This window comes from Idiomarina sp. MD25a (genome assembly GCF_001870515.1).
Lineage (GTDB): Bacteria > Pseudomonadota > Gammaproteobacteria > Enterobacterales > Alteromonadaceae > Idiomarina.
Genome location: NZ_MDGT01000003.1, coordinates 596,808 through 614,562, shown reverse-complemented (window position 1 = coordinate 614,562; position 17,755 = coordinate 596,808). Strand labels below are relative to the sequence as shown.

At 49.0% G+C, this 17,755-nt stretch carries 15 protein-coding genes and 1 tRNA gene; 2 read left to right on the top strand and 14 right to left on the bottom strand.

The genetic code is table 11. From position 1 onward, the window contains the following. The first annotated feature begins 43 nt into the window (after window positions 1-43). Together BFR57_RS06910 and BFR57_RS06905 are read left to right on the top strand one after the other, a co-directional pair. The gene (locus tag BFR57_RS06910; RefSeq protein WP_171903947.1) at window positions 44-1,231 is read left to right on the top strand and encodes a flagella assembly protein FlgT; all 1,188 of its coding nucleotides are present in this window, start codon (window positions 44-46) and stop codon (window positions 1,229-1,231) included. A 59-nt stretch (window positions 1,232-1,290) separates the two neighbouring features. Continuing rightward, window positions 1,291-1,367, top strand: a tRNA-Arg gene (locus BFR57_RS06905). Between the two features lie 17 nt (window positions 1,368-1,384). Here the strand turns inward: BFR57_RS06905 and BFR57_RS06900 are convergent. From BFR57_RS06900 to BFR57_RS06835, 14 genes are all read right to left on the bottom strand, one after another. Then, entirely contained in the window at window positions 1,385-2,992 is a 1,608-nt protein-coding gene (locus BFR57_RS06900) for an EAL domain-containing protein (RefSeq protein ID WP_071463267.1), read from the bottom strand. Window positions 2,993-3,003: 11 nt separating this feature from the next. Further along, window positions 3,004-4,008 carry an ATP-binding protein gene (locus tag BFR57_RS06895; RefSeq protein WP_071463266.1) on the bottom strand — a complete coding sequence of 335 codons (1,005 nt, stop codon included), beginning with the start codon at window positions 4,006-4,008 and terminating at the stop codon, window positions 3,004-3,006. Between the two features lie 75 nt (window positions 4,009-4,083). Further along, a complete protein-coding gene (locus BFR57_RS06890; protein ID WP_071463265.1) occupies window positions 4,084-4,869 on the bottom strand; it encodes a sterol desaturase family protein in 786 nt (261 codons plus the stop codon). Window positions 4,870-4,873: 4 nt separating this feature from the next. Further along, window positions 4,874-5,488, bottom strand: coding sequence for a CDP-alcohol phosphatidyltransferase family protein (locus tag BFR57_RS06885; protein ID WP_071463264.1), 615 nt, complete (start codon window positions 5,486-5,488; stop codon window positions 4,874-4,876). Beyond that, on the bottom strand, window positions 5,481-6,104 hold the full coding sequence (locus BFR57_RS06880; RefSeq protein WP_071463263.1) for an ATP-binding cassette domain-containing protein: 624 nt from the start codon (window positions 6,102-6,104) through the stop codon (window positions 5,481-5,483). The genes BFR57_RS06885 and BFR57_RS06880 overlap by 8 nt, the downstream gene beginning before the upstream one ends. Further along, the gene (locus BFR57_RS06875) at window positions 6,091-7,689 is read right to left on the bottom strand and encodes a hypothetical protein (protein WP_083405073.1); all 1,599 of its coding nucleotides are present in this window, start codon (window positions 7,687-7,689) and stop codon (window positions 6,091-6,093) included. Before BFR57_RS06875 ends, BFR57_RS06880 begins: the two co-directional genes overlap by 14 nt. After that, entirely contained in the window at window positions 7,665-8,750 is a 1,086-nt protein-coding gene (locus BFR57_RS06870) for an ABC transporter substrate-binding protein (protein WP_071463262.1), read from the bottom strand. Before BFR57_RS06870 ends, BFR57_RS06875 begins: the two co-directional genes overlap by 25 nt. Continuing rightward, window positions 8,747-10,888, bottom strand: a complete 2,142-nt coding sequence (gene lpdA / locus BFR57_RS06865; RefSeq protein ID WP_071463261.1) for a dihydrolipoyl dehydrogenase — start codon at window positions 10,886-10,888, stop codon at window positions 8,747-8,749. The genes BFR57_RS06870 and lpdA overlap by 4 nt, the downstream gene beginning before the upstream one ends. An 11-nt stretch (window positions 10,889-10,899) precedes the next feature. Further along, complete coding sequence (locus BFR57_RS06860) at window positions 10,900-13,200, bottom strand: TonB-dependent siderophore receptor (protein WP_071463260.1); 2,301 nt, start codon at window positions 13,198-13,200, stop codon at window positions 10,900-10,902. A gap of 13 nt (window positions 13,201-13,213) precedes the next feature. Next, entirely contained in the window at window positions 13,214-13,921 is a 708-nt protein-coding gene (locus tag BFR57_RS06855) for a DUF1499 domain-containing protein (protein WP_071463259.1), read from the bottom strand. A gap of 64 nt (window positions 13,922-13,985) precedes the next feature. Next, window positions 13,986-14,552: a FlgO family outer membrane protein gene (locus BFR57_RS06850; protein ID WP_071463258.1), complete on the bottom strand. Its 567-nt coding sequence runs from the start codon at window positions 14,550-14,552 to the stop codon at window positions 13,986-13,988. Between the two features lie 9 nt (window positions 14,553-14,561). Further along, a complete protein-coding gene (locus tag BFR57_RS06845) occupies window positions 14,562-15,113 on the bottom strand; it encodes a FlgO family outer membrane protein (RefSeq protein WP_071463257.1) in 552 nt (183 codons plus the stop codon). 63 nt (window positions 15,114-15,176) lie between these two features. After that, on the bottom strand, window positions 15,177-15,518 hold the full coding sequence (locus BFR57_RS06840; protein ID WP_083405072.1) for a LytTR family DNA-binding domain-containing protein: 342 nt from the start codon (window positions 15,516-15,518) through the stop codon (window positions 15,177-15,179). Between the two features lie 237 nt (window positions 15,519-15,755). Beyond that, window positions 15,756-17,720, bottom strand: a complete 1,965-nt coding sequence (locus tag BFR57_RS06835) for a S9 family peptidase (protein WP_071463255.1) — start codon at window positions 17,718-17,720, stop codon at window positions 15,756-15,758. Window positions 17,721-17,755: the final 35 nt, after the last annotated feature.

Below are 17,755 nucleotides of genomic sequence, written 5' to 3'. Positions count from 1 at the left end.
ATACCTAGAAGACCCCTTTGGTTGGCTGATGAAAGGTATAAACATGCTGCGTAAGTTGTTAATTGGTGTAATCGTCGGATTTATGACGCTGAGCATTCATGCTCGCGTAATCGAAGTCGAAGGCAGTGCCCGTATCGTCAACGGCGATACCCAAGCGGCACGCAGCCAAGCTATCGAAAATGCGCTACAACAAGCCCTGTTAATGACGGGCAGCTCTATTACTTCGGTCCAGTCTATCGTCAACGGTGTAGTCAACAATAATCAAACCCAAGTGTCAGCCACCGGCAATGTTGAGCGGGTTGATGTGTTGCGAGAAGAAATGCGCGACGGACGGTTATACGTGCTGATTCAAACAGAAATCTGGCAGCGCGAGCAATCTTGCCGTGGCAGCCACTATAAAGCCGGTGTGACCATTGCCCCATTTGAGTTCTCTAATCGCGAACATGCCGCCTATGGACAAATCTGGCCTCTAGGGAATATTTCGGCTCAGCATTTAGCGCGCGATATTGCCAGCCAAAGTGACCAATTATTCGTAACCCATACCTTACGCCGTAACGCGGGTCTACAAGCGGCACTCGACAATCTTAACCTTAGTGAAGTTGGCCGTATTGGCCGACAAATTGGTTATGCCAATGACAGTCAGTTTGTGATTCTGGGAATCTTCGATGATCTGTCAGTGACAGAACAAGGCTCATTTTTGGGTGTATTTGAACAACAACCCACTCGCCACTTTGCCCTAACGCTCTATTTAATTGATGCGATGAATGGCGATTTGATCACGCGTGCGCGGGTCGAAGGCGCAGAGCCCTGGACTTTTCCGCGTAATGCCCAAGTCGATGTAGCCACCACGACATTCTGGGATGCCCCGTTCGGTGTGGCGCTAGCGTCATCATTAGAAGAGCTCGCTTCGGGCATTCAAATGCAGGTTCAATGTAAGCCAGTGCGCGGTCGCGTTGTCTGGCATGATCGCCAGCAGGTACAAGTCAACTTGGGTGAGTCACACGGTGTTAAAGTGGGGGACAAACTTAAGATCGTACACCCAAGCAACTACGTGGACGACCAAGGTCACTTCCGTCAACGTTGGCAAGTCAGCCGCTTTACCGTCACCGTTGAACAAGTACAACCCGATAGCGCTGTCGCCTCGATTAACGGCCCTGATGTGCTAACCAACGTTCAGGTAAACGACTGGGTGGTTCCCGCAAGTGAGCCTGACACAACTGTTGCGCAGTAATCACCTGGTGGCTGGAAAGCAACTCCCGGGTCTGGCATAATCCACGCCACGATTCGGTTGTCCCCGTAGCTCAGCAGGATAGAGCAGCCGCCTCCTAAGCGGCAGGTCGCAGGTTCGACTCCTGCCGGGGACGCCAACGCACGTCCAACGACCTCAACGGCGTGTCAAAAACTCAACTAATGGCGCAAAACGCATCGGTGTTGCCTCGAGGAACCCCTGCATCACATCAGTTTCAAGGTGCTGTACCATCGCTTTTTCGGCGACCGTCTCGACCCCTTCTGCAACGGTATTTAAGCCCAGTTCGTGTGCCATACCAATAATACCGCGCACGATTACCTGATTAGCATTGTTCGCATCAATTCCTCGAATAAAGCTACGATCGAGCTTTACATCACTGATAGGCATTTGCGTCAGATAACGTAAGTTAGAGAAACCTGTACCAAAGTCATCGAGCGCAATGGCAACCCCCATATCAGTGAGCTTGTCTAGCGTAGCGACGGCGGTCTGGGCATTTCTCAACATCATCGACTCGGTAATCTCAAGCTTAATTTCTGAAGGCGTTATTTCAGTGTCGATAATCACTTTTTCCAGTTGCTCAATAAAATCACTGCGAGTGATATGAACCGTAGACACGTTGACTGACATGCGAGCCCCTTCAGTAAGCAACGGCTTTAGCTGCTTCCAATCACGAAATGCCTGCCGCATGATCCAGTAACTCAGCGGAATAACTTGACCTGAACTTTCCAAGATAGGAATAAATTCTGCGGGCGATAAGTTTGCAATGTCCGGATGACGCCAACGAATAAGAGCTTCTAAGCCACATACGGTATTCGACGCTAAGCATATTTGCGGCTGATACACCAAATGAAACTGTTCTTTGTCGATGCCTTTTTGCACCGAGTTCCGAATCATCAACGCGCGGTTGAGTTCATCGTTAAAAGATTTATCAAACCATTGGAAGGTGTTTTTGCCCGCCCGTTTAGCCTCGAACATCGCAATATCAGCTTGCTGGATCATGACTTCGGCACGATTCATACGCTCCTTGCAATACGTCACCCCGGCGCTGGCAGTAATATAAATGTCGGTACTTTCGATTTTATAAGGACGCGCGATATCATCAAGAATCCGTTGCGTTACTATCGCTGCGTCTTGACGCGCTTCTAACCCCGTCAGGATCATCAGAAACTCATCACCACTAAGGCGAGTCAGCGTATCCGAGTTGCGTAATTGGTTGCGAATACGCCCTGCGACGACTTGCAGTAACTTGTCGCCCATTTCATGACCTAAACTATCATTAATCGCTTTAAAGCCGTCTAAGTCTAAAAAGATAACCGCAGTGAGCGTTTTCTCGCAACTTTCGGATAAGCAGTGCCGCTGCAGGCGCTTGATAAACTGGGTGCGGTTAGGCAACCCTGTCAAAGGATCATGTTGCGATAAAAATGGCAGATGCTCAGATTCGCTCAAGTGCATGTTGAACGGGTGCAAGTAAATCAGATACTGTTGGCACTCATCATCGGTAACGCTAATGGCACAATAGTAAACAGGCTGTCCACTGTGCTCATCCACCTGAAAAGAGCTCGATAGGAACTCCTTTTCGTCTGATGGCAACTGAAGTGCCAAGTGCTGACCTAAATGCGCATGGTCGCCGAGTAATAGCTTGGCGCCCTGGTTGGCATATGTGATTGCGCAATCGCGGTCAACCATGACAGTCGCTATACGGCTTTTATCGAATATTTCATAACGCGCACAGGTATATTCCATAGCCTAATCCCTTAGTTCCTAGCTCTGGTTCGCCAGGTGACTTCAATCCGTGTTCCGCGTTCACCCATCGGAAAAGCGCTAATAGCAGCTTGATGCCTGATCGCAATCAACGCACATTTAGCTAATCCAATGCCGACGCCGGCCGTACTTAAATCACTACCCCTTTGAAAAGGCAGCATCGCTCTCTCGTCCAGTTCAGAATAAATGCCTATGCCATTGTCTTCAACTATCAACCGACAATGACCCATCTCCGTTACTTCGGTAACAACACTAATTTTGAGCGGTACACACGTATCACGAAACTTAATCGCATTTTCGACCAGTTCATACACTAGGGTCGTCGCTAAATTTGCGTCCACGAGTGCTGAATGCTGACAGTCTTTGACGACTGAACCGCCAATACGCCTAAGCTCAAACGCGAACGCCTCTTCAACGGAGTCAATTAACTTGCACCAACGAATAGGTTGTATATTAAGTTTAGCATTGATCAACGAGAGCCACTCTAAGCCCTGTGTTATATAGATCCGTTGATTTTTTAAACACTCCGCTACAGAATCAGGCATCTGACCGTGGCTTTGTTCTAACACCTTTGTAATCGACTGCCGCGTCGGCTCTAACGCACGATCGGCTAAACGCTGTGTGAATACGCCGACTAAACGACTCAGCTCGTGCTCAACAGAGGTCTGTTGATTATCACTCAAAGTCAGCAAGCGATACTGCGCGATACGATGTTGGTATACGATGAGTGTCTTACCGGCTTGAATGGGGTGTTCGATTTCAAGTGAAGCGGTTTCACTGTCGAAGACCGATGTCAGTGGTTCGATAAGCCAACGCGGTTTCTGAGAAGGAGCCGTTTTAAACAGCGTATCGAAATGCGTGTTATGCCATAAGTAGTTTCGTTGCCGATCAAAACAAATAATCGCTAACTGAAGCGGCTCGTAGAGCCGTTGTAGTGTATGCAGAGGAACGTCCATGTTGGTTTTACCAAACCAACGCCTTGGACTCATACTTGCCATCTCTCAATCCTTGAGCACATCTTTCGTAATCCATTACGTTAGAAGTATCACGCTTACTAGCTGATTGACAAGCGTTTATTTGTCTTTAAAAGGGAGCAGGAGTAATGTCCAAAAAGGGGTATTGCGCTGCTCTTCGCGAAACTCACGCAAGCCAATATCGACGTTGTCGGAGCCCGCACGCGATTGGTCAGTGTAACTACCAAACAGCCAATCCCACCACACCACACTAAATCCATAGTTACTGTTGGTTTCACGCTTAACACTGCTATGGTGAATACGATGCAGCTCTTGCGTGATCAACACTTTACGAACGCCTGCCTCAAGCTTCGTAGGTAACTGTACATTGCCATGATTAAACAACGAGCAGGCGTTTAAAATGATCTCAAAAATTAACACAGCCGTGGCAGGTACGCCCAATATGAGAATGGTTGCGGCTTTTATCGCTAAACTTAAAATCATTTCGATGGGATGAAAACGCACGCCTGTGGTGACATCAAAGTCTGGGTCGGCATGATGAACGCGATGTAAACGCCATAACCATGGCACCCGGTGGAATAAACGGTGCTGCCAATACAGTACCAGATCCAATGCAATCATACTGACCATCACGGCGAGCCATAGCGGCAACTCAAATTGATTAAAGGCACCCCAGTCGTGTTCGGATGCCCACAGGGCGATACCCGTCAGCCCCAATGGAACAACTAAGCGCATTAACACGCTCGAGGTGACAATCAGGCCAAGATGACTGCGCCAGCGATGCCAACGGTTAACCCGTCCGCTGCGCTTAGGGCGTTTCGCCTCCCACACGAGCATGAGTGCTAAAACCGCCACAAAAATGCTTAATCGAATCCATGCTTCCATTGCGTTACTCGTGTGCCTTTAACGTATTGAATCCCGCCCAAATACGGGTTGCCGTTGTCACCCAACACACTGCACCAAATAGCCAAGCGATGATGCCAAAATGTTGAGGCAGTAAGCACAACAAAACAAAAACCGCAAAGGTTTCAAACCCCTCAGCAAGTCCGCCCATGTAATACATCGACTTGTTCGGATAATGCGGATTATCCAAGCCTCGTTTAGACGCCTGCACGGCAAAGGCTAAAAAGCTGGTGCCGGTGCCAACGAAAGACAACATTAAGAAGAGTCCAGGTAACAGATGCTCGTGTGGACTATTTAAAATAAACCCGACCACCACCGCTTGATAGAAAATAAAGTCCAGTACGATATCTAAAAAGCCACCGGCATCGGTAGTTTGCGTGCGCCGAGCCACGGCGCCATCAAGGCCGTCCGCAAGACGATTGAGCAATACCGCTATAAGCGCCAGCTCAAACGCGCCCACCATCAGTAACGGTAGTGCGAGTAGACCGATAAAAAAACCGACTAAGGTAACCTGATTAGCCGTTACGGCACGGCTAACTAGCCACCTCGCCGGCTTATCAAGTAGTCGCTGTAACGGAGGTATGAGATAGCGGTCAATCATAATAATACTGCTCGAGATTCATCACTTCCCCCGGCGCATCAGCCGCATCGTGGGTAACCAAGATGGCAGGCATGTTGGCTGCCAACAATTTAGACCAGGTAAATTCACGTATGGTCTCCCTTAGTTTTACGTCAAGCGCCGAAAAGGGTTCATCCAACAATAAACTTCGCGGCGATGCCGCTAGGCTACGTAGCAATGCGATTCGAGCGCGCTGCCCGCCACTGAGCTGGTCAGGGTACGCCGTTGCATATTGCGCTAAGTCGACTGATTTTAATTGTTGCGCCACCCAGTCTTGTCGTTGCGCATGCCTCTTGGGTAGAGCAAAAAGCAAGTTTTGAGCAACTGTCATGTGAGGAAATAAATCGGCCTGCTGTGTTACCAAGCCAATTTGCCGCCGTTCAATAGGCCACTGCCCCAAATCATCACCATTCAACGTCAGTTGGCCCTCGATGGTTACATCCGGCTGTTCGACACCCAGTATCCACTGCAATAAGCTGGATTTACCAATACCACTCGCCCCAGTTAATGTGAGGACGTCTCCTGCCGCTACGGATAGCTTTGGAATCACCAATTGGTGGTGTTTAAACACCATAGTGAGATGATTAATTTCGAGCACGTGTCCCCCATAAAGCCAACATAAATACGATCCAAACACTCGCCCATTGTGCCAGCGCATAGACACTGCCGAGTCGCCAATCTCCGCCCGATGCAATACTGACAGCCTCAGTGGTCAATGTAGGATGGGTCACCGGCGCCAGCCATTGAGTTGGTAAATACTGAGCTACACTGATAGAAAATGCCATCGCCCAAGCTAACGCGAGTGGTCGCTTTAACATGGGGACTAATACTTTAAACCATGCCGCCCAAGGACCATAGCCCAAACTGCGTGCCTGCCAGAGCCACCGTCTGGGGTAAGCGTGGTAAGCGCCGTGCAATGTTAAGTACGCATAAGGAAAACAAAACACAGTATGAGACCATAACAACCCAATAAATCCGTTATCAGGCCCGATGGTCTGCTGCCAGCCCAAAACCAAGACTAACTGTGGAATCATCAACATCGCTAACCAGCCACCATGCAGTTGATGTTGCTGACCTTGAGCTTGCACTTCTAGTAACGCAATAGCTGAAAGCCAAGCCAACGTTGCACTTAGCGCGGCGAGTATCCACGTGTTGTAAAGCAAAGGCGCAATATAAGGCCACTCGGTGAGCCAGCGCGACCATTGCCAGCCTTGCGGCCATAGTGACGGATAAAACCACGACTGCTGACCTGACTGAAGTAACAAGCTGATAAAAACACTCATCGCTAACAGGACCCAAAACCAAGGCGTAGTCATACGTTTGACGCTGCTTTTAGCAGCGCGTACGCGCTTGCCCGTCAAAGCAAGGTACCCGAGCCATCGTTGCAATACCCACTCTAGCCCGCGCAGTAACAGTACACTGACGACAGCGATAACGACTAAAAACAACGAGCCCCAACTGACCAGTGCCTGCGTATCATCAGTAAACTGCCAATTAAGTTGGTAAACTTCATGAGCAAGGAGTGCGGGCGCATTGGGCCCAACAAGTAACGGAATATCGACCACCGAAACCGTGTAAATCGCAATAATATATAGCGGCAAACGGATTCGTTTAAGTAACGCCGGTACCACAATTAACCACCAAAATCTGCGGCGACTATAGCCTAACGCCTGCGCTTGCTGTTGCCAGCGTTGAATAGGCATGTGTTGAGCATTCGCCTGCGCCATTAATAATAAAAATGGCAACTCCTTGAGTATTAGCACCACCATCAGGGTGAAAGTGCTCTTAACGCTGAGCCAACTAGACTGTATGGGTCCTTGCCACATGGGCAATAACGCATCGACAACACGAACCAGCCAACCCGAGGGACTAATCAGCCACAATAAGCCAATGGCAAAGGCGACGTGGGGCACAGCAATGAAACTGGCCCAAGTCGCATTGAGGTGCTTCCCCCCTGCTCCAGCAAGAGCCGCTATCAACACGAGGGCGCTGGTAGTTAGCGTCACCAGTAGAGTCAGCCATGCACTATCACCTAACGCGCTGAGCGCGCCAGCCAACGCCCCTCCAAACGGTGTCGTTGAATTGTGCCAAACGACAACACCGAGCGGTATTATCAGCCACATGAGTGCTATCACCAGGCGCACCAGACGGTGCATCGCTAACGGGGGTAACGTTGTTGCCATTGTTGCTCAAGGTAGGCTTGCCAACTGACATGAAACTCCGCTGCGGCTGGCAGCATCGCCGGTGTATCGAGTAGCGCGATATCCAATACCGTCGGGTCACCCCAGCCCGATAAGTCAGCTTTTTTGCGTTGTGCAGCCTCTGATAAGAAAAACTTAATAACCTGCTTTGCGGCCTGTGGATGACCACTGCTCTCTGGAATCGCTAAATAATGACTATTACTAATCGCTGCCGAGCCCAGGGTAACTCGCTTGGTGCCCGCCGGCACTCGTCCCTGATTGACGAGCGTTTTAACCTCATTAGGATTAAACGACGGCGCGACGTCAAGTTGCTTGTTAGCAAACCAATTAAGTTGCTGAGCAGCGCTGGATGGGTAGTTCTCGCCACCTTGCCATAATAACGGCTGTAACTCGTCTAAGTAGGCCCATAACGGTTCTGTTAGCTTGGCAGCGTCGACGGCTTCGATGGGCTTGCGAAATACCTCATCTTGCTCAGAAAGCGACAGCAATAATGATTTTAAAAACGTGGTGCCGTGAAACTCCGGCGGTTTCGGATACGCAATACGACCGGGATGCTCGGCCGCATACTCCAGCAATTCCGCCGCACTGATGTGATCAGCCGCAAAGCACGTTGCACAGGTTAACAGGTAAAACTGCCCAACGCCCCACGGTACTTCAAGATCGGCGACCGGTTCACCAAAGTCGCTTTGCCAACTCAGTTGATCATTCAATCTATCTTTAATATTCAGCTCGGTGAGTACCGGCATCAGGCGATCAGCTTCTTTCAACGCATGAAAGTTCTCGCCGTTTATCCATATTAAGTCGGCGTTGCTCTGACCATCAACCAATTGTTTAACCACCTCAGCGATATCAGCCACCTTCACGTGTTGTAACTGAATACCTTTTGGTCGCAGTTCCTTGGCTGCCCAGCGAATGTAATCATTAACGGCGGGGTTACCGCCCCACGCATAAAAATAAACAGACGTCGGCTTACCTCGTGCCGAACTGTTTGTCGGAAAGCCCATTATTGATATCGCGGTCAGTAGTAGAAACACATATTTCATGAACGTAACCATCGGTGTAGTTTCTCAACCCACTGTAACAGTTTTTCGGGCGCATGCGCGCGCTTCCACTCACCCGCTGCATACTTGTTCGCCTCAGCCAGCGTGGGGTAACTATGAATGGTTCCAAGAATTTTATTAAGTCCGATACCATGCTTCATTGCTAAGACAAACTCGGCCAGTAACTCCCCTGCCTGGGGCCCGACAATATTAACCCCCAAAATAGTGTCTTTACCCGGCTGAGTCAGCACTTTTACACGTCCGTTGGCATTACCATCGGCTATGGCGCGATCCAGCTCGGCAATGTCATAGCAAGTGGTTTCATAATCAACCTGCTGTGCCTTTGCTTGCTGTTCTGTCAAACCCACGTTGGCGACTTGCGGTGAGGTATAAGTCACCCAGGGGATCACCGAGTAATCAACACGAAAGCGTTTGAAACGACCAAACAATGCATTCACCGTGGCATACCACGCTTGGTGTGAAGCAACGTGAGTAAACTGATACGGGCCGGCAACATCACCACAGGCATAAATATTCGGCAGGTTGGTTTGCATAAACTCATCCACCTGTATGGTTTTACCCTGCTCAATGCCCAGTTCTTTTAAGCCAAAGCCTTCCAGGTTCGCCTGTCTGCCAAGCGCCAACAGCACCCGATCGGCATGCAATGACTGCTTTCCTTGCTCACTTTCCACCGTGAGCTCAACGCCCTCCTCGGTTTGGCTAAAGGCTTTCGCCTGGGTACCCAAGTGCAATGTAACGCCATCATCGTGAAGCGCACGTGCAACATAAGTCGATGTATCTGGGTCTTCATTCGTCAACAAGCGCTCACTCATCTCGACCAGATGTACCTCACTGCCCAGTCTTTGAAAGGCTTGTGCCATTTCGCAACCAATCGGTCCACCGCCTAAAATCAATAAGCGTTTAGGTAACTCGCGGAGCTGCCACAGGTTATCCGATGTCAGGTAATCTACTTCGTTGATGCCCGGTAAGTTCGGCACCAGCGGCCGTGCGCCGGTCGCCACTACGATATGTTTAGTAGTTAAGCGACGCAACTCACCGTCTTGCTTGAGTTCCACTTCCCACGGCGATTTTATGGTCGCTTCACCGAGCTCTACGTTGACACCCAAACCTTGGTAGCGCTCGACCGAATCATGCGGCTCAATACGCTGTATCACTTGCTGCACTCGCGCAAGCACTTGCTGAAAATCCACAGATACCGAGTCAACTTTAATACCAAGCTGATCGCTATGACGCATGTGATGCACTTGATTAGCCACATGCAATAACGCTTTTGAAGGCACACACCCGGTATTAAGGCAATCACCGCCCATTTTGTCGCGTTCAATTAAGGTCACTTTGGCTTTCACCGTTGCCGCGATGTAAGCACTAACTAAGCCCGCTGAGCCTGCACCAATGACGATAAGATTATTGTCGTAGTGTTTAGGGCGGGTGAAGCCTTTAAACGCTCGACGACGCTTGATAGCTGTAAGTAACCATTTGGCGAGTAATGGGAAGATACCCAACAACACAAAAGCGCCAATGAGATCGGCCGAGACCACATCGCCCACTTGTTCAATTTCTGCGAGCTGAGTACCGGCGTTGACATAAACAACGGTACCCAACAACATGCCGACTTGACTCACCCAATAGAATGTCCATGTTCGAATCTGTGTAAGACCTAAAGCCAGATTAATCACAAAGAACGGAAAAATGGGCACCAGCCGTAAACTCAACAGATAAAAGGCGCCGTCACGCTTTACGCCGCGATTGATCGCCTCGAGCCGCTGACCAAACTTGTTTTGCACCCAGTCTTTTAATAAAAAGCGTGCACTTAAAAAGGCCAGCAAAGCACCGACCGAACTGGCAAAGCTGGCTAGTAGCAACCCCCAGCCGAGTCCAAAAATGGCACCGGCACCTAAGGTTAGGATCGTGGCACCCGGAATCGATAATGCAGTGACCAAAACATAAGCGACAAAGTAGATAGCAAAAGTCAGTAACGGTTCCGCCTCAAACCAGCCATTAACACGTGTTTGCTGCGCTTTTAGCGTATCAAGATTGAGATACTGCGTAACATCGAACATTACCGCGGCGACAACGGCCGCGATAATCACCAGCGCCAGCAGAATTTTTTTTACAGACATAACAGCTCCTTCTAAAAGCGGTAATCAACAGTCAGCTGCGCGTGGCGCGGGAGTGATGGAAAGGCGAGTGTGGAGCCGAAATAGCCGCCCTCAAACACCGGTAACCAATTTTCTTCATCCGTTGCATTGAACACATCTAAACGCGCACTCAATTGGGCAGTCACTTGATAAGTTGCATTTAAATTCAACATATACTGATCACGAATCATCACAGTCTGCAGGTAATCAAGCGGATAGCTCTGGGTATAACTCAAATCACCACCCACCGACCACTGTGGTGTTAGTTGCCAACCTGCGACGGCGGACGCTTGCACTTCAGGAACGCCTTGCAAACGTTGGTTCGAGGCTGGAAAGGCCGCAAAGTTAGGCGCACCTACACCGGTACCATTGATAATGTCCGGTCGTGAATTATCAAACAAGTCCGCGACTTGACGCGTATCTTGAAACGCAGCCGAATTATCATAGTGCGCATCTAAGTAGCTAGCCGCCAGTGTTGCCCAGAAGCCGTTTTCATTACGATAGTTCCACTGCGCCTCGACACCCTGTGTGGCAATACCACTATTAGAACCATCACGGTTGCGCAAGCTACGTGTTTGATCAAATACCACCACATCGGTATACCAACGACTGTTGACTGGCGCTATTTTGATACCGATCTCATACAATGTATTTTCGGTGGCGAAATTCTGTGAATCAATGACTTGATTCGCGTTTAAAACCGTACCGCCTGCCATTGAATTCGAAGTCGAGTCACTTTCGTAAGCCGATGCGTAAACCATCACCGCCGTTGAAATTTGATACTGAGACGACAAGCTGACCGCACTCAACCAGTCACTGTAACTGTCCTCGGCCGCTTCAAACCCAGCGGGTGGCAGCGGATCTTTAGCGGTCACATCGTAGTAATCAAGCCGTGCTCCTGCGGTAACTTGCCAACGCTCAGTCAGCGCCAGATCATGCTGTGCGAACAGACCCCATTGTTGGCTTAATGAGTCGGTGGTATCCGATAAGATATAATCGCCCACGCCGTCGCCATCGTTGTCATAGTTAGTGCCTGGTGAAACAAACAAGCCGGGACGCAACTCCACTAATTGGGCTTGTTGCGCTGCTGTCAGCGGAATACGCCGATTTGAGATAGGACCGGTGAGGTCAGTCGGTAAATCGGCTTCCGTACTGAACTGGCTGTAACCCAATACATCATTGACACGTAAGTTGATGCCTACGATCGTGTGATCGTTAATGTGCAACTCAGCACGGTTTTCGAATGTATGTGCGCCATCAATAATTTCAACAAAGCTGTTTTGGTTAATGCCTTCTCGCTCTAAGTATTGATAATACGTCCGGTTTACAAAAATAAGTGCGTCAGACCATTGCTGCTGAAACGTCGAATGAACCAACGTCGTTTTGGCATTATTGATATCCGCCGGATCGGTCAGTACGCGGCTGCGATCAATTTCCACCTGACCCGTCGGGCTGACAACAGCGTATGCACCTGGCACGGTAGAACCATTAGGCTGTACACCTTGTCCGGTAATATAAAGGTTGTCATCAATGAGCGCTTGGGTGGGACGGTTGATACCCGCGTTGTCGGTCCACTCGACATCATAGTACTCAAGCCAGACATCCCACTCCGTGCGGCTGTTCGGCGTAAAGCGGTAGGCGACAAATACGTCATCACTGCGAGTCGAGGTATAATCGTAAAAGCTATCGTGGTCGACAAACTCAGCACTGACACGTAACCCATGCTTATCACGCTTTAGCACTTCGTTATGGTCGAGTTGCAGACGATATTGACTCCACTGACCCCATTCACCGCGAACCCGTGAGCGCTCTTTATCTGTCAGTGCCTTTTTCGGCAACAAATTAACAAAGCCACCGACGCGCTGAGTCGTACCGAGCATCACCGGTGGCGCTCCTTTCACTACGGCAATCCCTTCGATACTATTAAACGACATTGGCACACCCAAGCCGTTGTTACCGGCTTGACGGCGCATACCCGCCTCGAATAACTCACCGAGTTGCCCACGCATACTCGGGAGTGATGGATTACCAAAACCCGCCGCAGCAAAACTGTTGGGGGCAAACCGAGCGATATCATGTAGATCATTAATTGCCGCTTGATCCATCAGCGAGCGTGATATCATGGTGGCCGAGCGCGGGATTTCCTGTAATACATCGGACAAGCCAAACAGCCCTTCGACCGGTTCTTCACTCGGCAATACCAAGGTGTCCCCTTCGCCGGTGACCTCGATAATTTCGATAGGTTCTTGTGCCATTACCGACACCGGAAGTAGTGCCAACCAAGCGTACTTCATCGGGAAATCCTTTTTATAGCTGACTTAAGAAAGAGCGAATACGTTCGGCATTTTTTCCCACATCACTGCGACCCACGCGTGACTTACTGCGAATATCGAGCAGCGTCTCACCATTTTGCGCTTCGATACGAATCACCACGTCGTCTTTAAAACCAAACCAGGTTGTTGTGGCTGTTGCCTCAATCCGATGCTGTTCATCCGACGTATCGATAATTTCCCAGCCCATATTCTTAGCCACCGTCAAAGCCTGCTGATACAGTTCATCCGGCGATTTGGGGGAAACATAGGTGGTAATATCGGGATACGCTTCTTTCTGTTGCTTTGCCGTTTCCTCACCTGCGTATTCCACAGGATTAGGCGCGTTAGCACGCAACGGTGCAATAGCCACAAATTCAGGCGGGTTAACCGTATCCGTTGAGATATCATGAATGGGCGGCACCGAGGTTGCCGTTTGGTACTGCGTATAAGGTAAATAAAACGCAATAAATGAAGCAATAATAGCTAAAACACTGAGCCCTGCCCGAGCGCCCTTAGGTCGGCGAACGAATAACGCAATAATGTTTAATATGCCCGCACCGATGGCAAGATAAACAGCCCAACGCAACAACGTAAAGGCACCACCTAAAGTGAGCCATTCGAGTTGATAAAGCGGGCCGGACAAGCCGATTAGAACAAGAGAGAGTAAACCAAGAAAAATTAAAATGGAGTGCAACGCTTTCATAGTCTGTCCTGAACAAATTATTATTTTATAAGATATTAGACTACGAAAGCGCGATTAAGCCAGATCAACGAATAATAGGTTGCGTATTAGGTTCGTCCAAACGTTCGATGACACGGCTTGGAATGTAAACAGAACCCGTGCTCACCACATGTTTATTGTTAATGTCCACCAAACGCGCGCTCGCCAACACGCCGTCACGATAGTGACTATAGGTACCTACAACAACATGAGTGATGGGTAGGATTTCGTCAATCTCAAGATAGTCGCGCGTTAAAGCGAAATCACCCTGCGGCGTGACACGGATAAATTCCGTCGTTTTGTAATCGATAATCGGAACCTGACGATAAGCAAGTTCTCCACGTAATTGCTCAGACATCACTTGCGCGAACGCTGTCGCATTATTATAGGACGACTGGACCCCGACTAAGTCGGTAACGGCCACATGCGCCTTTGCTAAATCAACACGACTGTTGTTTACCAATTGCTCCGCCAGTTGCACACTAAATGTATTGGTTGGTGCAGGCACGGCGGTCGATGTTGTTTCAGTCAGCTCAGCTTTAGGCTCGGGCTTAGGCAAAACCGTACAAGCGTTCACTGTCAGTGCTGTCATGAAGATTATTGTAAAACGCATAGCTCTCTCCTAACGACTTCTCTGCAAATGCCCATTGACTATCTCGGCACCCTTGTTGGTCCAGTACAAATGCTTGGGCACATAGTGATTTGCCGCGGCCAGCACGGATTGCGAACGACGGTCGAGCACACGCACACTGAGCATGACACCGTCCTCTTCTCGACTCATGGTCCCCACTAATACCCAGTCTAAGTTGGGATTAAGATTTAACTGCTGTTTATCATTGGTCAGCATCGTCGCCCCCGCAGATGTCAGCGTCACACCATTCTGAGCGCGAAAGTCAATAAGCTTGACCTTGCGTTCGGCGAGATGACTATACAATGCTTCGCTCAATTCATGGCTGACTGAGTACAGTGCGTTTTCAGGTTGAGGCAACGCGAGCGTATCCGACATGACCCAACGGGTAATGCCTAACTGAGCATGTTCATGACGAGCGGGATGATCATTTAACTGTTGCACCAGTTGCTGAGACAAGCGATCAGCAATTTCATCATAGGGACTAATTGAGTGTGCCTGTGCCGGCAGAATCATTAAGCCGACTAAAATAGCCAATACACGCATAGGACATCTCGTTATTAAGAGTAATGGTATCCTATCGGCTTGAGATGAAAAAAATTTAGGAGTTTAGCTCGCTGAAGAAATTCCCAGTCGTTTAAACAAACTGTCGCGGTAAGATTGACCAATACGCACTTCGTCACCGTTACTAAGCACCAATAAAGTCAGCCTTCCTAACTCACTGGTGATCTCTCTTACATGATTTAAGTTAACAATGACGCTGCGGTGAACACGATGAAAGTCCGCGGCACTGAGCGTGTCGGCCACATTTTTCATTGTGTCGCGATGAAGCATACGCTCTTGCGGTGTATGAACCTCAACGTAATTGGCAGCCCCTTTGATACAAATGACATCACTTAAGGGGACAAAAACGATTTTACCGACCATCCTTACGGGAAATACGTTATCCATTGCGCGCCAGCATCCATCAGGCTCATAAAGGTTTAGCACATGATGGTATGGCACCCAGCTTAAGATGGGATATTTTGTGACTAACAAGACAGTATCACCATTAAAAAACTCTTTAATAGGGATTAAATCAACTCAATATAGCAATATCAGTGAGTCTGCCGAGAAGCCGATGCCGTCTTGTCTGTAAGAAAAAACAGCCAGCAAATGCTGGCTGTTGTATGGAACGAGAAAAGCGGATTATTCGTTGATATATTTATCAAGGAATACGAGCATTTTGTTCCAACGTTCGATGTTATTTTCCGGCTTATAGAAACCATGACCCTCGCCTGGCTTAAGCAGCCATTCGTAGGTATGGTTGCGCTTCTCAAGCGCGTCACGCAAACGGAACGCATGTTCTTTCGGTACACGCACATCGCGTCCACCTTGGATAATGAACACCGGCACTTCGAGTTTGTCGACTTGATGCACAGGTGACTGAGATTCACGCTCTGCTTTATCGGTTGGCAACACTTTACTCAAGTAGTTAACACCCGCTTTAGCTTCAGAGATATCTCCCTCTTGGAACATCAAGTTGAGGTCATATACACCGACAAACCCAATGGTACATTTATACTTTTTAGGTTCACGGATAACGCTCATCAGCGCAGCATAGCCACCATACGAGGCGCCATAAACACACATACGCTCAGGATCGGCGATACCTTTCTCGATAAGATAATCGACACCGTCGGTCATATCATCGATCATCGTCGTTCCCCACTTTTTATAACCTTTAGTGAGAAACTCATTACCGTAACCACCTGAACCACGGAAATTTGGCTGCAATACTGCGTAACCATGCTCTGCCAATACTTTCGCGTCAGTATCTAGGTTCGTCAGTGAATCACGAATACCGTGAGGTCCACCATGAGGTAAAAGAATCAACGGCAAGTCTTTTGCCTCTTTACCTGGTGGTAATGTCAGTAAGCCGTGAATTTTCAAGCCATCACGCGCCTGATAGGTGATAATCTGCGTTTCCGGCATGGCCTGTTTGTCTAACCAAGGACGCGCCTGAGTGATCATCGACAGCGCGCCTTTTTCTGCGTCATACAGATAAAATTCAGCTGGATGATTAGCGGACGAGACGGTAATCACCATTTTAGAGTTATCGAGCGTTGCCGAGCGAATCCCGACTGAACGGTTTGGGAATGCTCGAATAATGCTTTGCGTAATATTAGCAAACTGCTTATCTTTTACGCCTTGGAAAAATACCGCATCGATGGCATCGTACTCGTAAGCACCACCAATTAACTCGTTATTACGTCCGTTTTTCAAACTGAAGATCGGCGCGATATCGGTTTTAGGATGCTCAGCAATGACTGTGCTTTCATGCGTGTTCAGGTCATAGCTCACAATCGCTGAAGTATCGCTTGAGCGAGTCGACGTACCGATCACCGTATGTCCATCGGGCATGATCTCCATCGGAGTGAAGTGGCCTTCCTCTTCGAAGTACGTGTTAGCGACTTCCCACTCCTCGTTTGCACCGTCACGAGTCATCATAACCAACTGGTTACGATTATCCGGGTCGGTACCTACAGCAATACGTGATACCCCCTCATCATCGAGTAGGACACTGACATTCGTACTTTTATATCGGCGCAGCGGAATACGGCCTTCAGCGCGCTTACGTCCCGAATCAAGCTTCATTCGGTACAGGTCGATGTAGGGTTCGTTAGACATCATACGAACACTATAAATCATCACCTGATTAGGCTCATCAGGTAAAAAGTCGATAATCTGAGCAAAACGATAGTCACCGTCATCAGAACGCGGTCCGGTCAATATTTTCTGGTTACCACCGTCGGCATCCATCGCAAAGATTTCGCCCGTTGGAATAGGCGCATCGAGCGAGCCAACTTCTCGTGCCATCGACATAACAAGACGATCATCATTGGCCCAATTAAAGCTAGCGACAGACTCGTTACCTTGTCCCTCTGTCATCGATAGTACTTTTTTATCGTTGATATCAAGCACTGTCAGACGAACCTTACCTTCATCCGTACGTGAGGTAGCGGCTAGATAATTGCCCTCTGGTGAAATTTTGATATCCAAAAACTGCGAAGGCTTTGCGTACTTGGTAAGCACGTCCTCTTTTACTTGTGCCATCACTGAAACCGGCAAAGCCACAGCCGCAGCGACAACAAAAGAAATGAGCTTTTTCATAAGTTCACCCTAGAAATAATAAAAGAGCCCCCGCA

Excerpts from the sequence above, each read along its gene's own strand:
- BFR57_RS06910 (WP_171903947.1), top strand. The coding sequence starts at position 44 with ATGCTGCGTAAGTTGTTAATTGGTGTAATCGTCGGATTTATGACGCTG.
- BFR57_RS06900 (WP_071463267.1), bottom strand. The coding sequence starts at position 2,992 with ATGGAATATACCTGTGCGCGTTATGAAATATTCGATAAAAGCCGTATA.
- BFR57_RS06895 (WP_071463266.1), bottom strand. The coding sequence starts at position 4,008 with ATGGCAAGTATGAGTCCAAGGCGTTGGTTTGGTAAAACCAACATGGAC.
- BFR57_RS06890 (WP_071463265.1), bottom strand. The coding sequence starts at position 4,869 with ATGGAAGCATGGATTCGATTAAGCATTTTTGTGGCGGTTTTAGCACTC.
- BFR57_RS06885 (WP_071463264.1), bottom strand. The coding sequence starts at position 5,488 with ATGATTGACCGCTATCTCATACCTCCGTTACAGCGACTACTTGATAAG.
- BFR57_RS06875 (WP_083405073.1), bottom strand. The coding sequence starts at position 7,689 with ATGGCAACAACGTTACCCCCGTTAGCGATGCACCGTCTGGTGCGCCTG.
- BFR57_RS06870 (WP_071463262.1), bottom strand. The coding sequence starts at position 8,750 with ATGAAATATGTGTTTCTACTACTGACCGCGATATCAATAATGGGCTTT.
- lpdA (WP_071463261.1), bottom strand. The coding sequence starts at position 10,888 with ATGTCTGTAAAAAAAATTCTGCTGGCGCTGGTGATTATCGCGGCCGTT.
- BFR57_RS06860 (WP_071463260.1), bottom strand. The coding sequence starts at position 13,200 with ATGAAGTACGCTTGGTTGGCACTACTTCCGGTGTCGGTAATGGCACAA.
- BFR57_RS06855 (WP_071463259.1), bottom strand. The coding sequence starts at position 13,921 with ATGAAAGCGTTGCACTCCATTTTAATTTTTCTTGGTTTACTCTCTCTT.
- BFR57_RS06850 (WP_071463258.1), bottom strand. The coding sequence starts at position 14,552 with ATGCGTTTTACAATAATCTTCATGACAGCACTGACAGTGAACGCTTGT.
- BFR57_RS06845 (WP_071463257.1), bottom strand. The coding sequence starts at position 15,113 with ATGCGTGTATTGGCTATTTTAGTCGGCTTAATGATTCTGCCGGCACAG.
- BFR57_RS06840 (WP_083405072.1), bottom strand. The coding sequence starts at position 15,518 with ATGGATAACGTATTTCCCGTAAGGATGGTCGGTAAAATCGTTTTTGTC.
- BFR57_RS06835 (WP_071463255.1), bottom strand. The coding sequence starts at position 17,720 with ATGAAAAAGCTCATTTCTTTTGTTGTCGCTGCGGCTGTGGCTTTGCCG.